This window comes from Blastomonas sp., from assembly GCF_030373265.1.
Lineage (GTDB): Bacteria > Pseudomonadota > Alphaproteobacteria > Sphingomonadales > Sphingomonadaceae > Blastomonas.
Map to the genome: position 1 here is coordinate 1 of NZ_JAUCZC010000043.1, position 16,327 is coordinate 16,327.

Genomic DNA, 16,327 nt, shown 5'->3' on the forward strand with positions numbered 1-16,327 from the left:
ACCCCAGCGACAACATCGTCGACTGGGTGCTCGAGATGATCCCGCAGATGGGCGCAGGCTGGTGCCCGCCCGGCATGCTGGGCATCGGCATCGGCGGCACGGCGGAACACGCGGTGCTGCTCGCCAAGAAGGCGCTGATGGACCCGATCGACATGGGGCCGCTCAAGGCACGCGGGGCGCAGAGCGATGTCGAGGCGATGCGGATCGAGATCTTCGACAAGGTCAACGCCTTGGGCATCGGCGCGCAGGGACTCGGCGGCCTCTCGACCATTCTCGACGTCAAGATCATGGATGCGCCGTGCCATGCCGCGGGCAAGCCGGTCGCGATGATCCCCAACTGCGCCGCGACCCGCCACGCGCATTTCTCGCTCGACGGCTCGGGCCCCGCGTATCTCGAGGCGCCCAAGCTCGACGAATGGCCCGACGTCAACTGGACCCCCGACAAGGCCGCGATCCGCGTCGATCTGGATACCCTCACGCCCGAAGTCGTGCAGAGCTGGAAGCAGGGCGACCGGCTGCTGCTCAACGGCAAGATGCTCACCGGGCGTGATGCTGCGCATAAGCGCATCCAGGATATGCTCAGCAAGGGCGAGCAGCTTCCGGTCGAGTTCCGCGGCCGCGTGATCTATTATGTCGGCCCGGTCGATCCGGTGGGCGAAGAAATCGTCGGCCCCGCAGGTCCGACGACGGCGACCCGGATGGACAAGTTCACCCGCATGATGCTCGAACAGGGTCTGCTGGCGATGGTCGGCAAGGCCGAGCGCGGCCCGGCAGCGGTCGAGGCGATCCGCGATCACAAGAGCGCGTACCTGATGGCGGTCGGCGGCGCGGCGTATCTGGTCGCGCGCGCGATCAAGGGCTCGGAAGTCGTCGGTTTCCACGATCTGGGGATGGAAGCGATCTACGAGTTCGAGGTCAGCGATTTCCCCGTCACCGTCGCGGTCGACAGCGAAGGCAACAACGTCCACCAGCTCGCGCCTTTGGTGTGGAAGGAGCGCATCGCGAAGGAAGGTCTGCTGCAGGGGGCGTGAACCTTAGCGGGGGTGGTTGGCAATACGCCCACCTCCGCTCAGCCTGAGCCTGTCGAAGGCCCCGCGCGCGGTTTGCGTGATTCTTCCCCGTCATTCCCGCGCACGCGGGAATCCCGCTTGTTGCTGAAGCGCAGGAAGGAAGTGGGACCCCCGCGTCCGCGGGGGTGACGTGCACATGGGCTGGAATATCAGCGCAAGGCCTTCGACAGGCTCAGGCTGAGCGGGTGTTGTGAACGCCCGCCGCAGCCCCCCGACTCAGAATCCGCCCACCGGCACGCAATCCACGCCCGACGTCATCGGTGCGATCGGTGTCACCGGCATCACCACCGGCCCGCCGGTGCCCGGATTGACGAACGGCAGGTCGGCATCGGGATACGCCACGCGCCCGCGCAGCGCATCGATTTCCGCCTGGCGCCGCTTCAGATAAAAGTCGCGCGCGTCGACATAAGGGTCGTTGCTGTAGGTGCGCAGCGCGTTCAATTGCTCGTCGATCTGGATGCGGCCCTGCAGCGCGCTCAAGGTAGCAGCGGGAAGCGTGAAATACGGGTCGTTGAAAGGAGCGCCCGCCACCGTCGGCAGCAGCAGCCCGTCGATGGTGCCGCCCACCAGATCGCGCACCGTGGTCGGCCCGATCAGCGGCAGGAACAGATACGCGCCCGGCTCGACCCCGTAATAGCCAAGCGTGTTGGCAAAGCCGTTGCGGCGATAGGGCAGGTTGAACGGATCGCGCTTTGCGAGGTCAAACAGGCCGCCGATGCCGATGGTGGTGTTGATCGCGAACCTGCCCACCGTCTCGGCGGCTTTGCCGGGCTTCAGCTGCAGCAGAAAGTTGAGTGCAACGATGGGTTCGGTGAGGTTGCGCAGGAAATTGCGCAGACCGTGGCGCAGCGGCTTGGGGATCGCATCCTTGTACGCCATCGCCACCGGGCCAACGAGTGCCTCGTCGACGTCCTGAACCACCTCATAGGACTGCGCATTGAGCTGCAGCATCGGGTCGCCGGGTTCCGATTCGGGGCGCGCGGTGACGACGATGGCGTTATCGTCGGCAGGAGCCGATGGAGTCCCGTCGCCGGGCACCGTTGGCGCTGCATCCGCAGACGGCAGCGCAGCGCCCTGGGGGCACGGCGGCAGAGAGGCTGGCGGTAGCGCAACCGGCTGGACGGCCGCCGGGCTTGCAGCCTGTTCGGTCGCTGTGATCGCTGGCGAAAGATCGGCGCTGGAAGGTGCGAGCGGCGTGGCGGACAGCGCGAGCGCCAGCGAGAGGCTGGTCAAGCTCACTGAGCGGGTCCGGGGGCAAAGGCTGCGTATATCATCATGCTCGAGCCGTAATCCTAACGCAAATGTCGCCCCATCGGCGGCAGCTATGGTTGGATGAAAGACAAGTCAATGACAGTTGTATGAATGACGAATTTGGCTGCGCTCCACGCCATCATACCTGCCACCCGAAAAAGCTGTTCCCACCTGTCCCCTGTATGTTCTAAAGCAGCGGCCATGCTGCTGTCGCTTGCCATTCGTGACCTGGTGCTGATCGAGGCGCTCGACCTGGATTTTCATGGCGGGCTGGGCGTGCTGACCGGGGAGACCGGGGCGGGCAAGTCGATCCTGCTCGATGCTTTGGGCCTGGCCATGGGCGCGCGCGCCGACAGCGGACTGGTGCGGCAAGGCGCGGAGCGAGCCTTGGTGATCGCGGGCTTCGATGTGGCGGGGCATGCGGCGGTGGCTGCAATCCTGACCGACAACGATATTGCGCAGGAGCCCGGCGAGCCGTTGCTGATCCGGCGGCAGGTGCGCGCCGACGGCGGCAGCCGCGCCTTCGTCAACGACCAGCCGGTCTCGGCCGGGCTGTTGCGCGATCTCGGCGTGCAACTGGTCGAGATCCACGGCCAGCACGATGATCGCGGGCTGATCAACCCCAAGGGCCACCGCGATCTGCTCGACAGCTTCGGGCGCTGCGATGTCGCAGGCGTGGCTTTGGCGTGGCGCGGCTGGCAGACGGCCGAGCGCGCCTTCGCCGATGCCAATGCCGCAATCGACACGGCTTTGCGCGACCGCGATCTGCTCGAACACAACCTCGCCGAACTCACCGCCTTCATGCCGCAGCCGGGCGAGGAGGCCGAACTCGCGGGTGATCGTGCGGCGATGCAGAAGGGCGAACGGCTGTCGGGCGACATCGCCGATCTGTTTGCGACCTTCGAGGGATCGAAGGGCGCGCTGGCGCAGTTGCGCGGCGCGGCGCGCAAGCTCGACCGGATCGCCGAGGAGCATCCGCTGCTCAACGAGGCACTGGAAGCGCTCGACCGCTCGGTGATCGAGGCCGACGATGCCGAGGCCAAATTGCGCGCGGCGTCCGAGGCGCTGACTTATGATTCGGTGCGGCTCGACGAGATGGAACGCCGTCTGTTCGATCTGCGCGCACTCGCCCGCAAGCATAACGTCGCAGGCGATGCACTGCCCGATCTGCTCGCCCAGATGCAGGCTGACTGGGCCGCGCTCGAATCGGGCGGGGCGAACCTGACCGCGCTCGACACCGCGCGCCATGCCGCGAAAGCCGCGTATGTCTCCGCCGCCGAGGCGCTGAGCGCGGCGCGCGCCAAGGCGGGCAAGGCGCTCGATGCTGCGGTGCAGGGCGAGCTGATCCCGCTCAAGCTCGATGCCGCGCGCTTCCGCACTTTGGTCGATCCGCTCGACGAATCGCGCTGGGGGCCATCGGGCATGGACCATGTCGAGTTCCTGATCTCGACCAACCCCGGCAGCGATTTCGCGCCGCTGATGAAGATCGCCTCGGGCGGCGAGCTGTCGCGCTTCATCCTCGCCTTGAAGGTCGCGCTGGCCGAGCAGGGCGGCGCGGAGACGATGATCTTCGACGAGATCGACCGCGGCGTCGGCGGCGCGGTGGCCTCTGCGATCGGCGAGCGGCTGGCGCGGCTCGCGCGCAGCACGCAGCTGCTGGTCGTCACCCACTCGCCCCAGGTCGCCGCGCGCGGCGCGCACCATCTGCTGATCGCCAAGACCTCGGACGGCACCGTCGCGCGCACTGGGGTGCGACTGCTCGATGATGCCGACCGCAAGGAAGAGATCGCCCGCATGCTCTCGGGTGCAGAGATCACGCCCGAGGCCCGAGCGCAGGCGGATCGGTTGCTGGAGAGGGTGTGATGAAGGACGCAACGACGCTCTCCGAAGCCGAAGCCGCGATCGAGCTGCAGCGGCTCGCGAAGAAGATCGCGCATCATAACCGGCGTTATCATGCCGAGGATTCGCCGGAGATTTCCGATGCGGAGTATGACGCGCTGGTACGGCAGAACGGCGAGCTGGAAGCGGCCTTCCCGCATCTGGTCCGCGCCGACAGCCCCAGCCGGATGGTAGGCGCAGCGGTCGAGGCCTCGCCGCTGACCAAGGTCCGGCACGAGCAGCGGATGATGAGCCTCGATAACGGCTTTTCGGACGAGGACATCGCCGAGTTCGTCGGCCGGGTGCGGCGCTATCTTGCGTTGCCCGAGGACGAGATGCTGGCGCTGACCGCCGAGGACAAGATCGACGGGTTGTCGCTCTCGCTGCGCTATGAGAACGGCGTTCTGGTGCGTGCGGCGACGCGCGGTGATGGCGAGGTGGGTGAGGATGTGACCGCCAATGTGCGGATGATCGGGGATATCCCGGAGACCCTAAAGCCCCTCCCCTTAAGGGGAGGGGTTGGGGGTGGGGGAGTCACTTCCGACCTGAAGTCTATGCCCCACCCCAACCCCTCCCCTGAAGGGGAGGGGCTCTCTATGCCCGCGATCTTCGAGATCCGCGGCGAAGTGTATATGTCCAAGGCAGACTTTACCGCGCTCAATGCCGCGCAGGCAGAGCGCGGCGAGAAGCTGTTCGCCAACCCGCGCAACGCTGCTGCCGGCTCGCTGCGCCAGAAGGATGCCAAGGTCACCGCCGCGCGTCCGTTGCGTTTCCTGGCGCATGGCTGGGGCGTGGCCAGCGAGGTTCCGGGCGCGACCCAGCACGCGGTGATGCAGGCAATCGCCGCGATGGGGGTGCCGGTCTCGCCGTTGCTCATGCGGATCGAAAGCCTCGAGGATTTGCTCGCGCATTATCGCGAGATCGAGCGCGTCCGCGCGGACCTGCCTTATGATATCGACGGCGTGGTCTACAAGGTCGACCGGCTCGACTGGCAGGCGCGGCTGGGCTTTGTCGCCAAGGCGCCGCGCTGGGCTCTCGCGCACAAGTTCCCAGCAGAGCGTGCTGAAACCACGCTGCAGGCGATCGACATCCAGGTCGGGCGCACCGGCAAGCTGACCCCGGTGGGCAGGCTGACCCCTGTCACCGTCGGCGGGGTCGTCGTCTCCAACGTCACCTTGCACAACCGCGACGAGATTGCGCGGCTGGGGGTGCGGCCCGGTGACCGGGTCGTCGTCCAGCGCGCGGGCGATGTCATCCCGCAGGTGGTCGAGAATTTGACGCGTGACGAGCCGCGCGATCCGTACGCGTTCCCCGACCATTGCCCGGTGTGCGCCAGCGAGGCGGTCGCCGAAGAGGGCGAGGTCGATGTCCGCTGCACCGGCGGGCTGGTCTGCGCCGCGCAGAAGCTCGAGCGGCTGCGGCATTTCGTCAGCCGCGCCGCGCTCGATATCGATGGCCTGGGCGAACGCACGATCGCCGAGTTTCTCGAGGCGGGTTTGATCGACCGGCCCGGCGATATCTTCCGTCTCAGGAAGCACCGCAGCGCGATCCTCGCCCGCGAAGGCTGGCAGGAAAAGTCGGTCGACAATCTGCTCGCCAGCATCGAGGCGCGGCGCGCGGCGGACCCGGGACGCTTCCTGTTCGCGCTCGGCATCCGCCACGTGGGGTCGGTGACCGCCAAGGATCTGGTCAAGGCATTCGGCAGCGTCGAGGCGGTGGGCGCCATCGGCCACCGGTTGGCGGCGGGCGACGCCGAAGCGGTCGCCGAGGTCACCGGCATCGACGGCATCGGCCCTGCGGTCGCCGAAGCTTTGGGCGATTTCTTCCACGAGCCGCACAACGCGCAGGTGTTCGACGACCTGGTCACCGAGGGGCGGCCCGCCGCGTTTGTCTCCACCGCGCGCGCCACCGAATGGAGCGGCAAGACCATCGTGTTCACCGGCAAGCTCGAGACGATGAGCCGCGACGAGGCCAAGGCGCAGGCCGAAAGGCTGGGCGCGAAATCGGCAGGCTCGGTCTCGGCCAAGACCGATCTGGTGGTGGCTGGTCCCGGCGCGGGATCGAAGCTCAAAAAGGCCGCCGAACTGGGCGTGCGGGTGGTCGACGAGGCCGAATGGGCAGAAATCATGCAGTCTGCCTGATCGGGCTGTCGAATCCGGCAGCGCCCGTTCGTCATCGGGTCGGAGCGCCGTGCGTTTGGGCCGGCGCTCGTGCCAAAGGAGACACAACGATGCAGTACATGCTGATGATCCACGAAGACGAGAGCATCTATGCCGGCCCGGACGGCGAGGCGATCCTTGCCGACACGCTGGCCAAGCACATGGCGCTGGCAGAGGCCTGGGTCGCGGCCGGGGTGCCGTTTTCGGGCGAGCGGCTGAAACCGTCCGCCACCGCCACCACCATCCGCTGGAATCACGGCAGCCACCAGCTCCACGATGGCGCGTATGCCGAGAGTCACGAGGAGCTGGGCGGCTTCTACATCATCACCGTCGATGATCTCGATCAGGCGCTGGAATGGGCAAAGCGCATTCCCGTCCCCGGCAAGGGATCGGTCGAGGTGCGGCCGATCTGGCCGATGGGCGCAGAGGGCTGATGGACGCGCGCGGCGGGGCAGGGGCGGCGATCATCGCGGCCCGCCCCGTCGTGGTCGCCGCGCTGGCGGCGCGGTTTCGCGATCTGGACCTGGCCGAAGACGGCTTTGCCGATGCCAGCGAACTCGCGCTGCGCCAGTTCGCCCACCATCCGCTCCCGGCGAACATGGCCGGGTGGCTGCACGTCGCAGCAAGGCGGCGGATCATCGATCGGCTGCGGCGCGACGCCCGGCTGGTGAGAATCGTCGAGCAGAGCGGGCTGGAGCCAGAGGCAGATGCGGAGGAGCCGGACGCGGTGTCGGATTTCGACCCCCGGATTCCCGACGAGCGGCTGCGGCTGATCTTCATCTGCTGTCACCCTGCCATCGCGCCCGATGCCCGCGCGGCGCTGACCCTGCGCGTGGTCTGCGGGGTCCCGACCGAACGCATCGCCGCTGCCTTTCTCATGGCCGTGCCCGCGATGTACCAGCGGCTCACCCGCGCCAAGGCCAAGATCCGCGAGGCACAGGTGCCCTTCGAAACGCCGCCGCAGCATCTGTGGGGGGAGCGGCTGGCAGCGGTGCTGACCACGCTCGAGATCGGCTATGCGCTCGCCTATCAGGATGCCGGAAGCAGCGAACCGACCGCAGATCTGGGCCTCGAGGTGCTGCGGCTGGCGGCGATGCTGGCCGAACTGGTGCCCGGCGATCCCGAGGTGCTGGGGTTGGCAGCCCTGGTCCAGCTTGCCGAATCGCGCCGTGCCGCGCGGATCGATCGTGACGGCTGCATGGTTCCGCTGAGCGAGCAGGATGCCGCGCGGTGGGATGCCGCGTTGATTGCATCGGCGGCAACTCTGATGGAACAGGCCGCGGCGCTGGGGTGCAGCGGTCCCTATCAGGTCATGGCGGCGCTCCATTTGACGCACGCGCGGCGGAGGAACGGGCAACGCACCGACTGGCAGGCGATCGTGCGGCTCTACGATGTGCTGTTGATGATGCGCCCGGGCGCGGTGGTGGCGATCAACCGGGCGCTCGCGCTCGCACAGGTCGAAGGCCCTCGGGCCGGTTTTGACGCACTGGAAGCCCTCCAAGGTCCTGCGCTGGACCGGTACCGACCCTGGCACGCAGCGCGCGCGTATCTGCAGGCGGCGATGGGCGATATGGCGGCCGCGCGGGCAAGTTATCGCGCCGCGCTCGCGCTCAATCCGCCGCGAGCGGAGCGGCTGTATCTTGAGGCGGCTTTTCGGGAAACCAGCGCATGACGTGGTGCTCTGCCGGGGTCCACGCGCCAACTCTGACGCCGATCGCACGCAGGTGATTGCCGGTCCATACGTTGCAGCTGTTGACCAGCGAGTAATAGCCTCGTGCCCGATAGAACACATCATCGCCGCCATAGCCGGGTATGGGCTCGAGCGGCCCGTCATCGGGCAAAGCGATGTCCTGCATCAGCCGCGCCGCCAGCCGGCGATAGGCGTCATGGCTGATCACCAGTCGCCGGGCGTAATAGCCCTCTGCCGGGCGGGCCATGTGATAGACGTGGACCAGCGTTGCATCGCTGCCGATCGCCGCGCGCAGCATGGTCGCGGGGTCCATGTCCTGCCAGCGCGGGGTGGCGAGATAGAAATCGCGCTCGCCCCAGCTGATCGCGACGTGATCGGTGGCGCCGGTGGCGTGATAGCGGCGGTCGCTCAGATCGGTCGGGGGGAACACCGCGTGCCAGTCGATGCCTTCGGCTTGCGCGGGCAGAATGAACCCGGTGTGGAAGCCGTTGGTCTCGACATAGATGGTGATCCCATCATCGGGCGCGCGCCAGTCGCGGTTGGTGCCGACCAGCCCGCCCGCTTCGCCTGCAAGGAAGGCGAAGCCGGCCAGCAGCATCAGCCAGCCGAGGATGGACCGAAGCCGCTGTCTCACCAACCCGATTTCCGGCTTGGGCTGCCTTCAATCCCGTCATTCCCGCGAACGCGGGAATCCCGCTCTTCTCGCGCTCGCCGCCGCAGAAGCCGGACCCCCGCGTGCGCGGGGGTGACGGGGCATTGTTTCGGGTTCGAGACTACGCCTTGCCGGACCATTTCGCGCCCCGCTTGCGCAATCGCAGCACGGTCCAGTCGCCCAGATCGAGCCGTTCGGCGAGCCGGAAACCGACCATCCGATAGGCGCGGGCGACGGCATCGGCCTGCGTGCCCAGCAGTCCGGACAGCACCGCCTGACCCTGTGGGTTGGTAACCTGGGATATGTCTGCAGCCAGATCGATCAGCGGGCCCGCCAAGATGTTGGCGATCACCAGATCATAGGGCGCGCGGCGCTGCAGATCGCCATCCTCAAGCCCCTCGGCGACGAACATCGCGAGCTGGCCGGGACGCTGGCCCAGCGCAACCCCGTTGGTGTCGGCGTTTTCCGCCACCGCCGGGCCGCACACCGGGTCGATATCGCTCGCGGTCGCATAAGCGCGCGGCCATAAATGCATCGCGGCAAAGGCAAGCAGCCCGGTGCCGGTGCCGATGTCGATATGGCTGCGCACAGTGTGCCCGCGCCGCTTCATCGCATCGAGCATCATCAGGCAGCCGCGCGTGGTGTTGTGGTGCCCGGTGCCGAATGCCAGGCTGGCCGGGATGCAGAAGTTGGTGATGCCGGGATCGGTGGCTGCGGGCATCTCAGGCGTGTGGACGCAGAACCGGCCCGCGCGGATCGGCTCGAGACCCGACTGGCTCATCGTCACCCAATCGTCGTCGGGCAACCGCTCGGGCTTCAGCTTGAGGCCGTCGGCGCTGGGCACCAGATCGCGCAACCGGCGGATCCAGCGGGCATCGGGCTTTTGCGTGAAATAGGCATGGATAGCCCAGCTTCCGGGCGCTTCCGGATCGGCATAGGCATCGACCTCGCTCGCCACCAGACTGGGAGCTCCAAACGCCGCCTCATCCACGTCCTCGCGCTCGGTAATCGCCTGCGCCTCGGCCAGGGTGCAGGGAATGGTGACTTTCCAGTTGTCCAATGCGTGGGTCCTTGTCGTCGCGTCGCAGTCTATAGCTTAGGTGATCGAGCGACCTAAAGCGACTGACCAAAAAACTCCACCTACGTCATTCCCGCGAAAGCGGGAATCCCGCTTTTCTAAACCGGTCGCCGCAGAAGCGGGACCCCCGCGTGCGCGGGGGTGACGATAACGGATCGTCTAAAATGTGATCTAAGCGTTGATGAAGGGGGTCAAGTCCAGCCAATCCGGATTGGCTTGCTCAATCAGATCGATCTTCCACTGACGCCGCCATTTCTTGATCGCCTTTTCCTGCTCGAGCGCCGATTCAATCTCATCATACCATTCGGTATAGACGAGTTGCGTAAGCCCATAGCGTTTCACAAATCTTGATCCGCCTTCGCTGCGGTGCTGTTCCACCCTGCGACCGATGTCTGCAGTGACGCCCGTGTAGATCGTCCCACGATAGCGATCCGCCATCATGTAGACCCACCCTCCCTTCACCGCGCGCCCATCCTACCGCACAAAGCTCGCGCCATTCACGTCGAGCACCGCGCCGGTCATCGAGGGCGGGGCGTCGAGGGCGCAGAAGGCGGCCATGGTGGCGACCTCGTCGGGCATCGCGACGCGGCCCAGCGGGATGTCGGCGAGCAATTTGTCGCCGCCGCGGCTTTCGAGATAATCTTCCGCCATTCCGGTCATGGTGAAGCCCGGGCAGATCGCGAAGGCATAGATGCCTTCCTTGGCATAGCCCCGCGCGATCGACTTGGTCATCGCCACCATGCCGCCCTTGGACGCAGCATAATGCCAGTGCGCGGGACTGTCGCCGCGATAGGCGGCGCGGCTGGCGATGTTGACGATCCGCCCTTCGTGCCCTCCGCCCTGAAAATGCTGCACTGCCAGGCGGCACAGTTGCGCGCTGGCAGTGAGGTTGATCGTCATCGTCTCGTCCCAGGCGGCGAGCCATTCGGCATCGCCCGAATCGATCGGGTTGGCAGCAAAGATACCAGCGTTGTTGATCAGGACGTCGATCCGCCCGTCGAGCAGCTCCAGCGCTTCGCTCCACAGGCTGCCGGGGCCGCGGAAATCGCCGAAGTCGGCATCGACGAGGTCCCAGTCCGGGGAGTCGGGGCTGTCATCGGGAAAGGGCCTGCTGGCATGGCCGACCACGCGGTGGCCTGCCTCGTGAAGCATATCGGCGATGGCGCGGCCGATGCCGCGGCTCGAGCCGGTGACGAGGATGTTCTGTTCGACATGGATCATGCGCGCCTGCATAGCCCGCGCGTGCCGCGTGGTCCATCGCGGTGCCACATGAAACCAGCCAGATGCGCGAAAACGCTCAGCCGCTCTTGGCGAGGCCTATTTCGTCGGCGAAGTTGTTCGAGCGCTGCTTGAGCTGTGCGAGCTGCGATTGCAGGTGGCTGAAGCCGGCGCCGACCTTGTCCATCTCGCTCGCCAGGCCCTCGGTGTCCATACGGATGGTGCCGATGGTGTTCGACATCGAATCCGCGGCCAGCGCGGTTTCGTCCACTGCAGCGGTGATGATCGTTACGGTCTGGGCCTGGATTTCCATCGCCTGGCGGATGCGATCGGCAGACGTCTGCACCTCGCTGACCGTCGCGCGAACCGAATCGTTGGACGACACCGTGTCGCGGGTGGCGAGCTGGATGGCGGTGATCTTGTGCGCGATATCGTCGGTGGCGCGCGCGGTCTGGTTGGCGAGGCTCTTCACCTCCTGCGCAACGACGGCAAAGCCCCGCCCGGCATCGCCCGCGCGCGCGGCTTCGATGGTGGCATTGAGCGCGAGCAGGTTGGTCTGGCCTGCAATATCGCGGATCAGGCTGAGGATCGATTCGATCGATTCGGCATGGGTCGACAGCGTCTGGGTGCTGGCCACCGCATGGCCGGCTTCGCGCGACGCACGTTCGGCGACGTCGGCGGCCACCTCGACCTCGCAGCGTGCATCCTCGATCGCCCGGATCAGGCCGGCGGCGGTCTGCGCCGCTTCGCGCATCGCGATCGCCGATTGCTCGGCCGCAGCCGCGACTTCGGAGGATCGGCCCAGCATCTGGCGGGCCGCTTCGGATGCGGCGACCACCTGGCCCTGCAGCCCGGTGCCCAGATGCGATGCCTGTTGCAGCTCGCCATCGACCGTCTGCTTGAAGCTGGATGTCTGCTGCATCCGGGTATGCTGCGCCTCGATGCTGCTCACCGCATTGACCGCGAACGACATGATCTCGGCCTCGATCATCATCATCTTGGCCATCGCGCCCGCCAGGCTGAAATACAGCAAAGGCTGGTCGCTGAGCTGGGTGTGGAGCCGCTTGAGCGCGAAATCATAGGTCTGGGTCTGTGCGGCGAGGACCTGCCACAGCGGGATGCCCAGATCGCGGGCGTTCAGCGTGTTCGCAAACGCCCGCTCGACCCAACCTTGTTCGGAAAAGTGCGCGAACTTTTCATGGGTGTAGTCGCGCACCGACTGGATGGTCGCTGCCCGCACCTTGTCGAGGTCGCGGACGCGCGAACCGATGTTGCTGGCGACGACGTAGTAATCCCAGAACGCGGTGGCGATGAGGTCCTCTTCGCCCTCCATGTGCTTCAGCGCCTGCCGGGCGAGGCCGGGCAATTTGCCTTCGGGGTCGAATGCCGTCAGCCGGTCGCCGATCGAAAGATCGTGCATGACCCGTGCGTACAGCGACCGGGCATCTGCCGGGTTGCCTGAATCGCGATTGAAATCTGCCATGCCGTCCTCACATAAGCGCTGATATAGTCAGCACATTACGGCTCCATGGTTAATGCGAAGTTAGGATAGGGCATTCGTGCCGCGCGGTCGACCGGCGTGCGCGGACCGGAACCCATCTTCCGCAATCAGCAATTGCATCATGTGGGCAATCGGTTAAACAGGCGCGGGACGCATTTTAGTCGTTATTTGATCGTTTTTACGGGGGATACCATGGTCAATCCATCGGGCAGGCCGCTCTCGCCGCACCTGTCAATCTGGCGTTGGGGACCGGCCATGCTGGCCTCGATCCTGCACCGCGCAACCGGCGACGGCATGGCTGTGATCGGCGGAGTTCTGCTGGTCGGCTGGCTCATGGCGATTGCCAGCGGACCCGAAGGCTATGCCTGGTATGTCGGCTGGGCGACCAGCCCGATCGGCTATCTGCTGATGATCGGGCTAAGCTGGGCTTTCTTCCAGCATATGTGCTCGGGCCTTCGGCATTTCGTGCTGGATATCGGAGCCGGCTATGAGGTTGATCGCAACAACCGCTGGGCGGCGTTGCTGCCGGTGCTGGCGATCGGGCTGACCGCAATCTTGTGGGCGATCATCTTTTTCGTCTGATTGGTTTTTTTTAGAATTTTACGCAGCGCCGGGCCGTCGTGCCCGCGTGAGGAGACGACCATGGGAAGTGGCACCAGAATTGGCAAAGTGCGCGGGCTGGGATCCGCCAAAACCGGGACCCATCACTGGGTCATGGCGCGCGTCACGGCGGTCAGCAACCTGATCTTGATGCTGTGGTTCATCGCATCCCTGGTCAGCCTGCCCGCGCTCGACCACGCCACGGTCACCGCCTGGTTGTCCTCGCCGCTTTCGGCGACCGCGATGATCCTGCTGCTGATCACAGTGTTCTATCACCTGCGGCTGGGCCTGCAGGTCCTTGTCGAGGATTATGTGCATGATCACGGCACCAAGTTCGGTGTGATCCTGCTGCTCAATTTCTATGCCATCGCCGGGGCTGCCCTCGGCATTTTCGCCGTCGCGCGCATTGCCTTTGCCGGAGCCGCAAGCTGATGTCTGAAGCCTATAAGATCATCGACCATGTATACGACACGGTTGTCGTCGGGGCGGGCGGATCGGGTCTGCGCGCCACCATGGGCAGCGCCGAAGCGGGCCTGAAAACCGCGTGCATCACCAAGGTGTTCCCCACCCGCAGCCACACCGTGGCCGCGCAGGGCGGCATCGCGGCGAGCCTGGGCAACAACTCGCCCGATCACTGGTCGTGGCACATGTACGATACCGTCAAGGGTTCGGACTGGCTGGGTGACCAGGATGCGATCGAATACATGGTGCGCGAAGCGCCTGCCGCGGTCTACGAACTCGAGCACGCCGGCGTGCCGTTCAGCCGCAACGACAACGGCACGATCTACCAGCGCCCGTTCGGCGGCCACATGCAGAACATGGGCGAAGGCCCGCCGGTGCAGCGCACCTGCGCCGCTGCCGACCGCACCGGCCATGCCATGCTGCATGCTTTGTACCAGCAGTCGCTGAAGTACGATTCGGATTTCTTCATCGAATATTTCGCGATCGACCTGATCATGGAAGACGGCGTGTGCCGCGGCGTGATCGCGTTGTGCATGGAAGACGGATCAATCCACCGTTTCCGCAGCCATGCCGTGGTGCTCGCCACCGGCGGTTCGGGCCGCTGCTATTTCTCGGCCACCTCGGCGCACACCTGCACCGGTGACGGCGGCGCGATGGTGCTGCGCGCAGGGCTGCCGCTGCAGGACATGGAGTTCGTCCAGTTCCATCCGACCGGCATCTATGGCGCGGGCGTGCTGATCACCGAAGGCGCGCGCGGCGAGGGCGGTTACCTCACCAACTCCGAAGGCGAGCGCTTCATGGAACGCTATGCTCCGTCGGCCAAGGATCTGGCCAGCCGTGACGTCGTCAGCCGCTCGATGGCCGCCGAAATCCGCGAAGGTCGCGGCGTCGGCAAGGAAAACGACCATATCTACCTGCATCTCGATCATATCGACGAGAAGGTGCTGGCCGAGCGTCTGCCCGGGATCACCGAGACCGGCAAGATCTTCGCCAATGTCGATCTGACCCGCCAGCCTTTGCCGGTGGTGCCGACGGTGCACTACAACATGGGCGGAATTCCCTGCAATTATCACGGGCAGGTGGTCACCATCAAGAATGGCGACCCCGATACCGTGGTTCCCGGCCTGTATGCGGTGGGTGAAGCGGCCTGCGTTTCGGTGCACGGTGCCAACCGTCTGGGATCCAACTCGCTGATCGATCTGGTCGTGTTCGGCCGTGCAACCGGGCATCACCTGCGCGACACCATCACGCCGGGCAGCTCGCACAAGGAACTGCCCAAGGATTCGGCGGATATGTCGCTGGCGCGGCTCGACCACTTTCGCAACGCCAAGGGCGGTTCGCCGACCGCGCAGATCCGCATGGACATGCAAAAGACGATGCAGAAGCACGCCGCAGTGTTCCGTGACACGCAATTGCTGTCCGAAGGCACCGCGCTGATGCAGACGGTCAACCAGCGGATGCAGGATGTCCATGTTTCGGATCGCTCGCTGATCTGGAACACCGATCTGATCGAGACGCTCGAACTCGACAACCTGCTCAGCCAGGCGGTGTGCACCATCGAAAGCGCGCACAGCCGCAAGGAAAGCCGCGGCGCGCACATGCACGAGGATTATCCCGAGCGCGACGATGCCAACTTCATGAAGCACACCGTCAGCTGGTTCGAAGGCTGGGGCGGCAAGGGCGGCAAGGTCACCCTCGATTACCGTCCGGTGCACGAATACACGCTGAGCGAAGATATCGAGTACATCAAGCCCAAGAAGCGGGTGTATTGATCGACTGATCTGCCGTCTGGCATTGAGTTAACATTGCGGGGTGGGATCATGCTGAAGAGGCGTGATCCCGCCTTTTTTGATGCAGTTTTCAGAATTTGGGCGGACGTGATCGCGGCATTCTTTTGCGCCCCTCCCTGGAAGGGAGGGGTTGGGGGTGGGTCCCGCCGAGGCACTCGGCGGTACGCGCCAACACCTCTTCTGCTACTGCCTCTGGGCTCACCAGCACCTCATGATTCCAAAATCGGATTACCGTCCATCCGCCGCGCTCGAGGTAGCCGGTGCGCACTTCATCCAGCGAATTGTCGAGGTGTTGTTCGCCGTCGATTTCGACAACTAGCTTTGCGGACCGATTGGCGAGATCGGCAATATAGGGCCCGATGACCAGTTGCCGTGTGAACTTCGGGCGATAGTTTGAGAGCAGTTGCCAAAGCTTGTGTTCGGGTAGTGTTGCGTTGTTGCGCAGATTTCGCGCATTGCGTGTCATCTGTGGTGGAACGCGGTGTGCCATGCTGTGGACTGTACAGAGGTTGCGTCTCGACGCATACCCACCCCCAGCCCCTCCCTGAGAGGGAGGGGAGCTTCGATGTGCGGGGACATATTACGCACCCCAACAAAAAACCGGCCGGAAGCGAAACGCCTCCAGCCGGTCTTTGTCGCGCTACGGGCTAGCCCGCGACGCTAGCAGCAAACTGCCTAAGTCTCAGTTGTCGCCGGTGATGAAGTCGGGCAGGCCGGCATCGCCGCCGGTGTTGCCGCCTTCGCCGCCTTCGGCGCGGCCACGTCCGCGGCCACCGCCCGAACGCTCGCCGCCGCGATCACCGCCGCCCGAACGTTCGCCACCACGGCCACCGTCGCGACCACGTCCGCCATCGCCATCACGGCGGGGACGACGATCGCCGCGATCACCACGGTCGCCACGCTCGCCGCGCTCGCGCGGTTCACGGGCAGGGCGGGTGTCTTCCAGCTCTTCACCGGTTTCCTGATCGACGACGCGCA

General features: G+C 65.5%; 16 protein-coding genes. 8 read left to right on the forward strand and 8 right to left on the reverse strand.

Annotation, left to right across the window (positions count from 1 at the left end; translation table 11 throughout):
* Nucleotides 1–1,031 (forward strand): FumA C-terminus/TtdB family hydratase beta subunit (locus tag QUV11_RS16490; RefSeq protein WP_300884016.1); only part of this gene is annotated, 1,031 nt, incomplete at its 5' end.
* 255 nt (nucleotides 1,032–1,286) lie between these two features.
* Here QUV11_RS16490 and QUV11_RS16495 read toward each other — a convergent pair.
* Nucleotides 1,287–2,309, reverse strand: a complete 1,023-nt coding sequence (locus QUV11_RS16495; RefSeq protein WP_300884017.1) for an MlaA family lipoprotein — start codon at nucleotides 2,307–2,309, stop codon at nucleotides 1,287–1,289.
* Nucleotides 2,310–2,522: 213 nt separating this feature from the next.
* Here QUV11_RS16495 and recN point away from each other — a divergent pair, with 213 nt between their 5' ends.
* From recN to QUV11_RS16515, 4 genes are all read left to right on the forward strand, one after another.
* Nucleotides 2,523–4,184 carry a DNA repair protein RecN gene (gene recN / locus QUV11_RS16500; RefSeq protein ID WP_300884018.1) on the forward strand — a complete coding sequence of 554 codons (1,662 nt, stop codon included), beginning with the start codon at nucleotides 2,523–2,525 and terminating at the stop codon, nucleotides 4,182–4,184.
* Nucleotides 4,184–6,340, forward strand: a complete 2,157-nt coding sequence (gene ligA, locus QUV11_RS16505; RefSeq protein ID WP_300884020.1) for an NAD-dependent DNA ligase LigA — start codon at nucleotides 4,184–4,186, stop codon at nucleotides 6,338–6,340. The genes recN and ligA overlap by 1 nt, the downstream gene beginning before the upstream one ends.
* 89 nt (nucleotides 6,341–6,429) lie before the next feature.
* A complete protein-coding gene (locus QUV11_RS16510; RefSeq protein WP_289620142.1) occupies nucleotides 6,430–6,792 on the forward strand; it encodes a YciI family protein in 363 nt (120 codons plus the stop codon).
* Nucleotides 6,792–8,030 (forward strand): DUF6596 domain-containing protein, encoded by a 1,239-nt coding sequence (locus tag QUV11_RS16515; RefSeq protein WP_300884025.1) that lies wholly within the window; start codon nucleotides 6,792–6,794, stop codon nucleotides 8,028–8,030. Before QUV11_RS16510 ends, QUV11_RS16515 begins: the two co-directional genes overlap by 1 nt.
* Here the strand turns inward: QUV11_RS16515 and QUV11_RS16520 are convergent.
* From QUV11_RS16520 to QUV11_RS16540, 5 genes are all read right to left on the reverse strand, one after another.
* Nucleotides 7,969–8,682, reverse strand: coding sequence for a TIGR02117 family protein (locus QUV11_RS16520; protein ID WP_300884026.1), 714 nt, complete (start codon nucleotides 8,680–8,682; stop codon nucleotides 7,969–7,971). The genes QUV11_RS16515 and QUV11_RS16520 overlap by 62 nt on opposite strands.
* 139 nt (nucleotides 8,683–8,821) lie before the next feature.
* The gene (locus QUV11_RS16525) at nucleotides 8,822–9,760 is read right to left on the reverse strand and encodes a 50S ribosomal protein L11 methyltransferase (RefSeq protein ID WP_300884028.1); all 939 of its coding nucleotides are present in this window, start codon (nucleotides 9,758–9,760) and stop codon (nucleotides 8,822–8,824) included.
* Between the two features lie 189 nt (nucleotides 9,761–9,949).
* Entirely contained in the window at nucleotides 9,950–10,219 is a 270-nt protein-coding gene (locus tag QUV11_RS16530; RefSeq protein WP_300884030.1) for a GIY-YIG nuclease family protein, read from the reverse strand.
* Nucleotides 10,220–10,252: 33 nt separating this feature from the next.
* Nucleotides 10,253–10,999 carry an SDR family NAD(P)-dependent oxidoreductase gene (locus QUV11_RS16535; protein ID WP_300884032.1) on the reverse strand — a complete coding sequence of 249 codons (747 nt, stop codon included), beginning with the start codon at nucleotides 10,997–10,999 and terminating at the stop codon, nucleotides 10,253–10,255.
* A gap of 76 nt (nucleotides 11,000–11,075) precedes the next feature.
* A complete protein-coding gene (locus tag QUV11_RS16540) occupies nucleotides 11,076–12,479 on the reverse strand; it encodes a methyl-accepting chemotaxis protein (RefSeq protein ID WP_300884034.1) in 1,404 nt (467 codons plus the stop codon).
* Nucleotides 12,480–12,689: 210 nt separating this feature from the next.
* Here QUV11_RS16540 and sdhC point away from each other — a divergent pair, with 210 nt between their 5' ends.
* Genes sdhC through sdhA form a run of 3 tightly spaced genes read left to right on the forward strand, consistent with a single transcriptional unit; the run spans nucleotide 12,690 to nucleotide 15,331 of the window.
* Nucleotides 12,690–13,079 (forward strand): succinate dehydrogenase, cytochrome b556 subunit, encoded by a 390-nt coding sequence (sdhC, locus tag QUV11_RS16545; protein ID WP_289620146.1) that lies wholly within the window; start codon nucleotides 12,690–12,692, stop codon nucleotides 13,077–13,079.
* 60 nt (nucleotides 13,080–13,139) lie between these two features.
* The gene (gene sdhD, locus QUV11_RS16550; protein ID WP_289620147.1) at nucleotides 13,140–13,529 is read left to right on the forward strand and encodes a succinate dehydrogenase, hydrophobic membrane anchor protein; all 390 of its coding nucleotides are present in this window, start codon (nucleotides 13,140–13,142) and stop codon (nucleotides 13,527–13,529) included.
* Nucleotides 13,529–15,331: a succinate dehydrogenase flavoprotein subunit gene (gene sdhA, locus QUV11_RS16555; RefSeq protein WP_300884036.1), complete on the forward strand. Its 1,803-nt coding sequence runs from the start codon at nucleotides 13,529–13,531 to the stop codon at nucleotides 15,329–15,331. Before sdhD ends, sdhA begins: the two co-directional genes overlap by 1 nt.
* Before the next feature lie 88 nt (nucleotides 15,332–15,419).
* On the opposite strand, the gene QUV11_RS16560 is transcribed toward sdhA, so the two are convergent.
* Entirely contained in the window at nucleotides 15,420–15,839 is a 420-nt protein-coding gene (locus tag QUV11_RS16560; RefSeq protein ID WP_300884038.1) for an endonuclease domain-containing protein, read from the reverse strand.
* 192 nt (nucleotides 15,840–16,031) lie between these two features.
* A partial coding sequence (locus QUV11_RS16565; RefSeq protein WP_300884039.1) for a hypothetical protein occupies nucleotides 16,032–16,327 on the reverse strand: 296 nt, incomplete at its 5' end.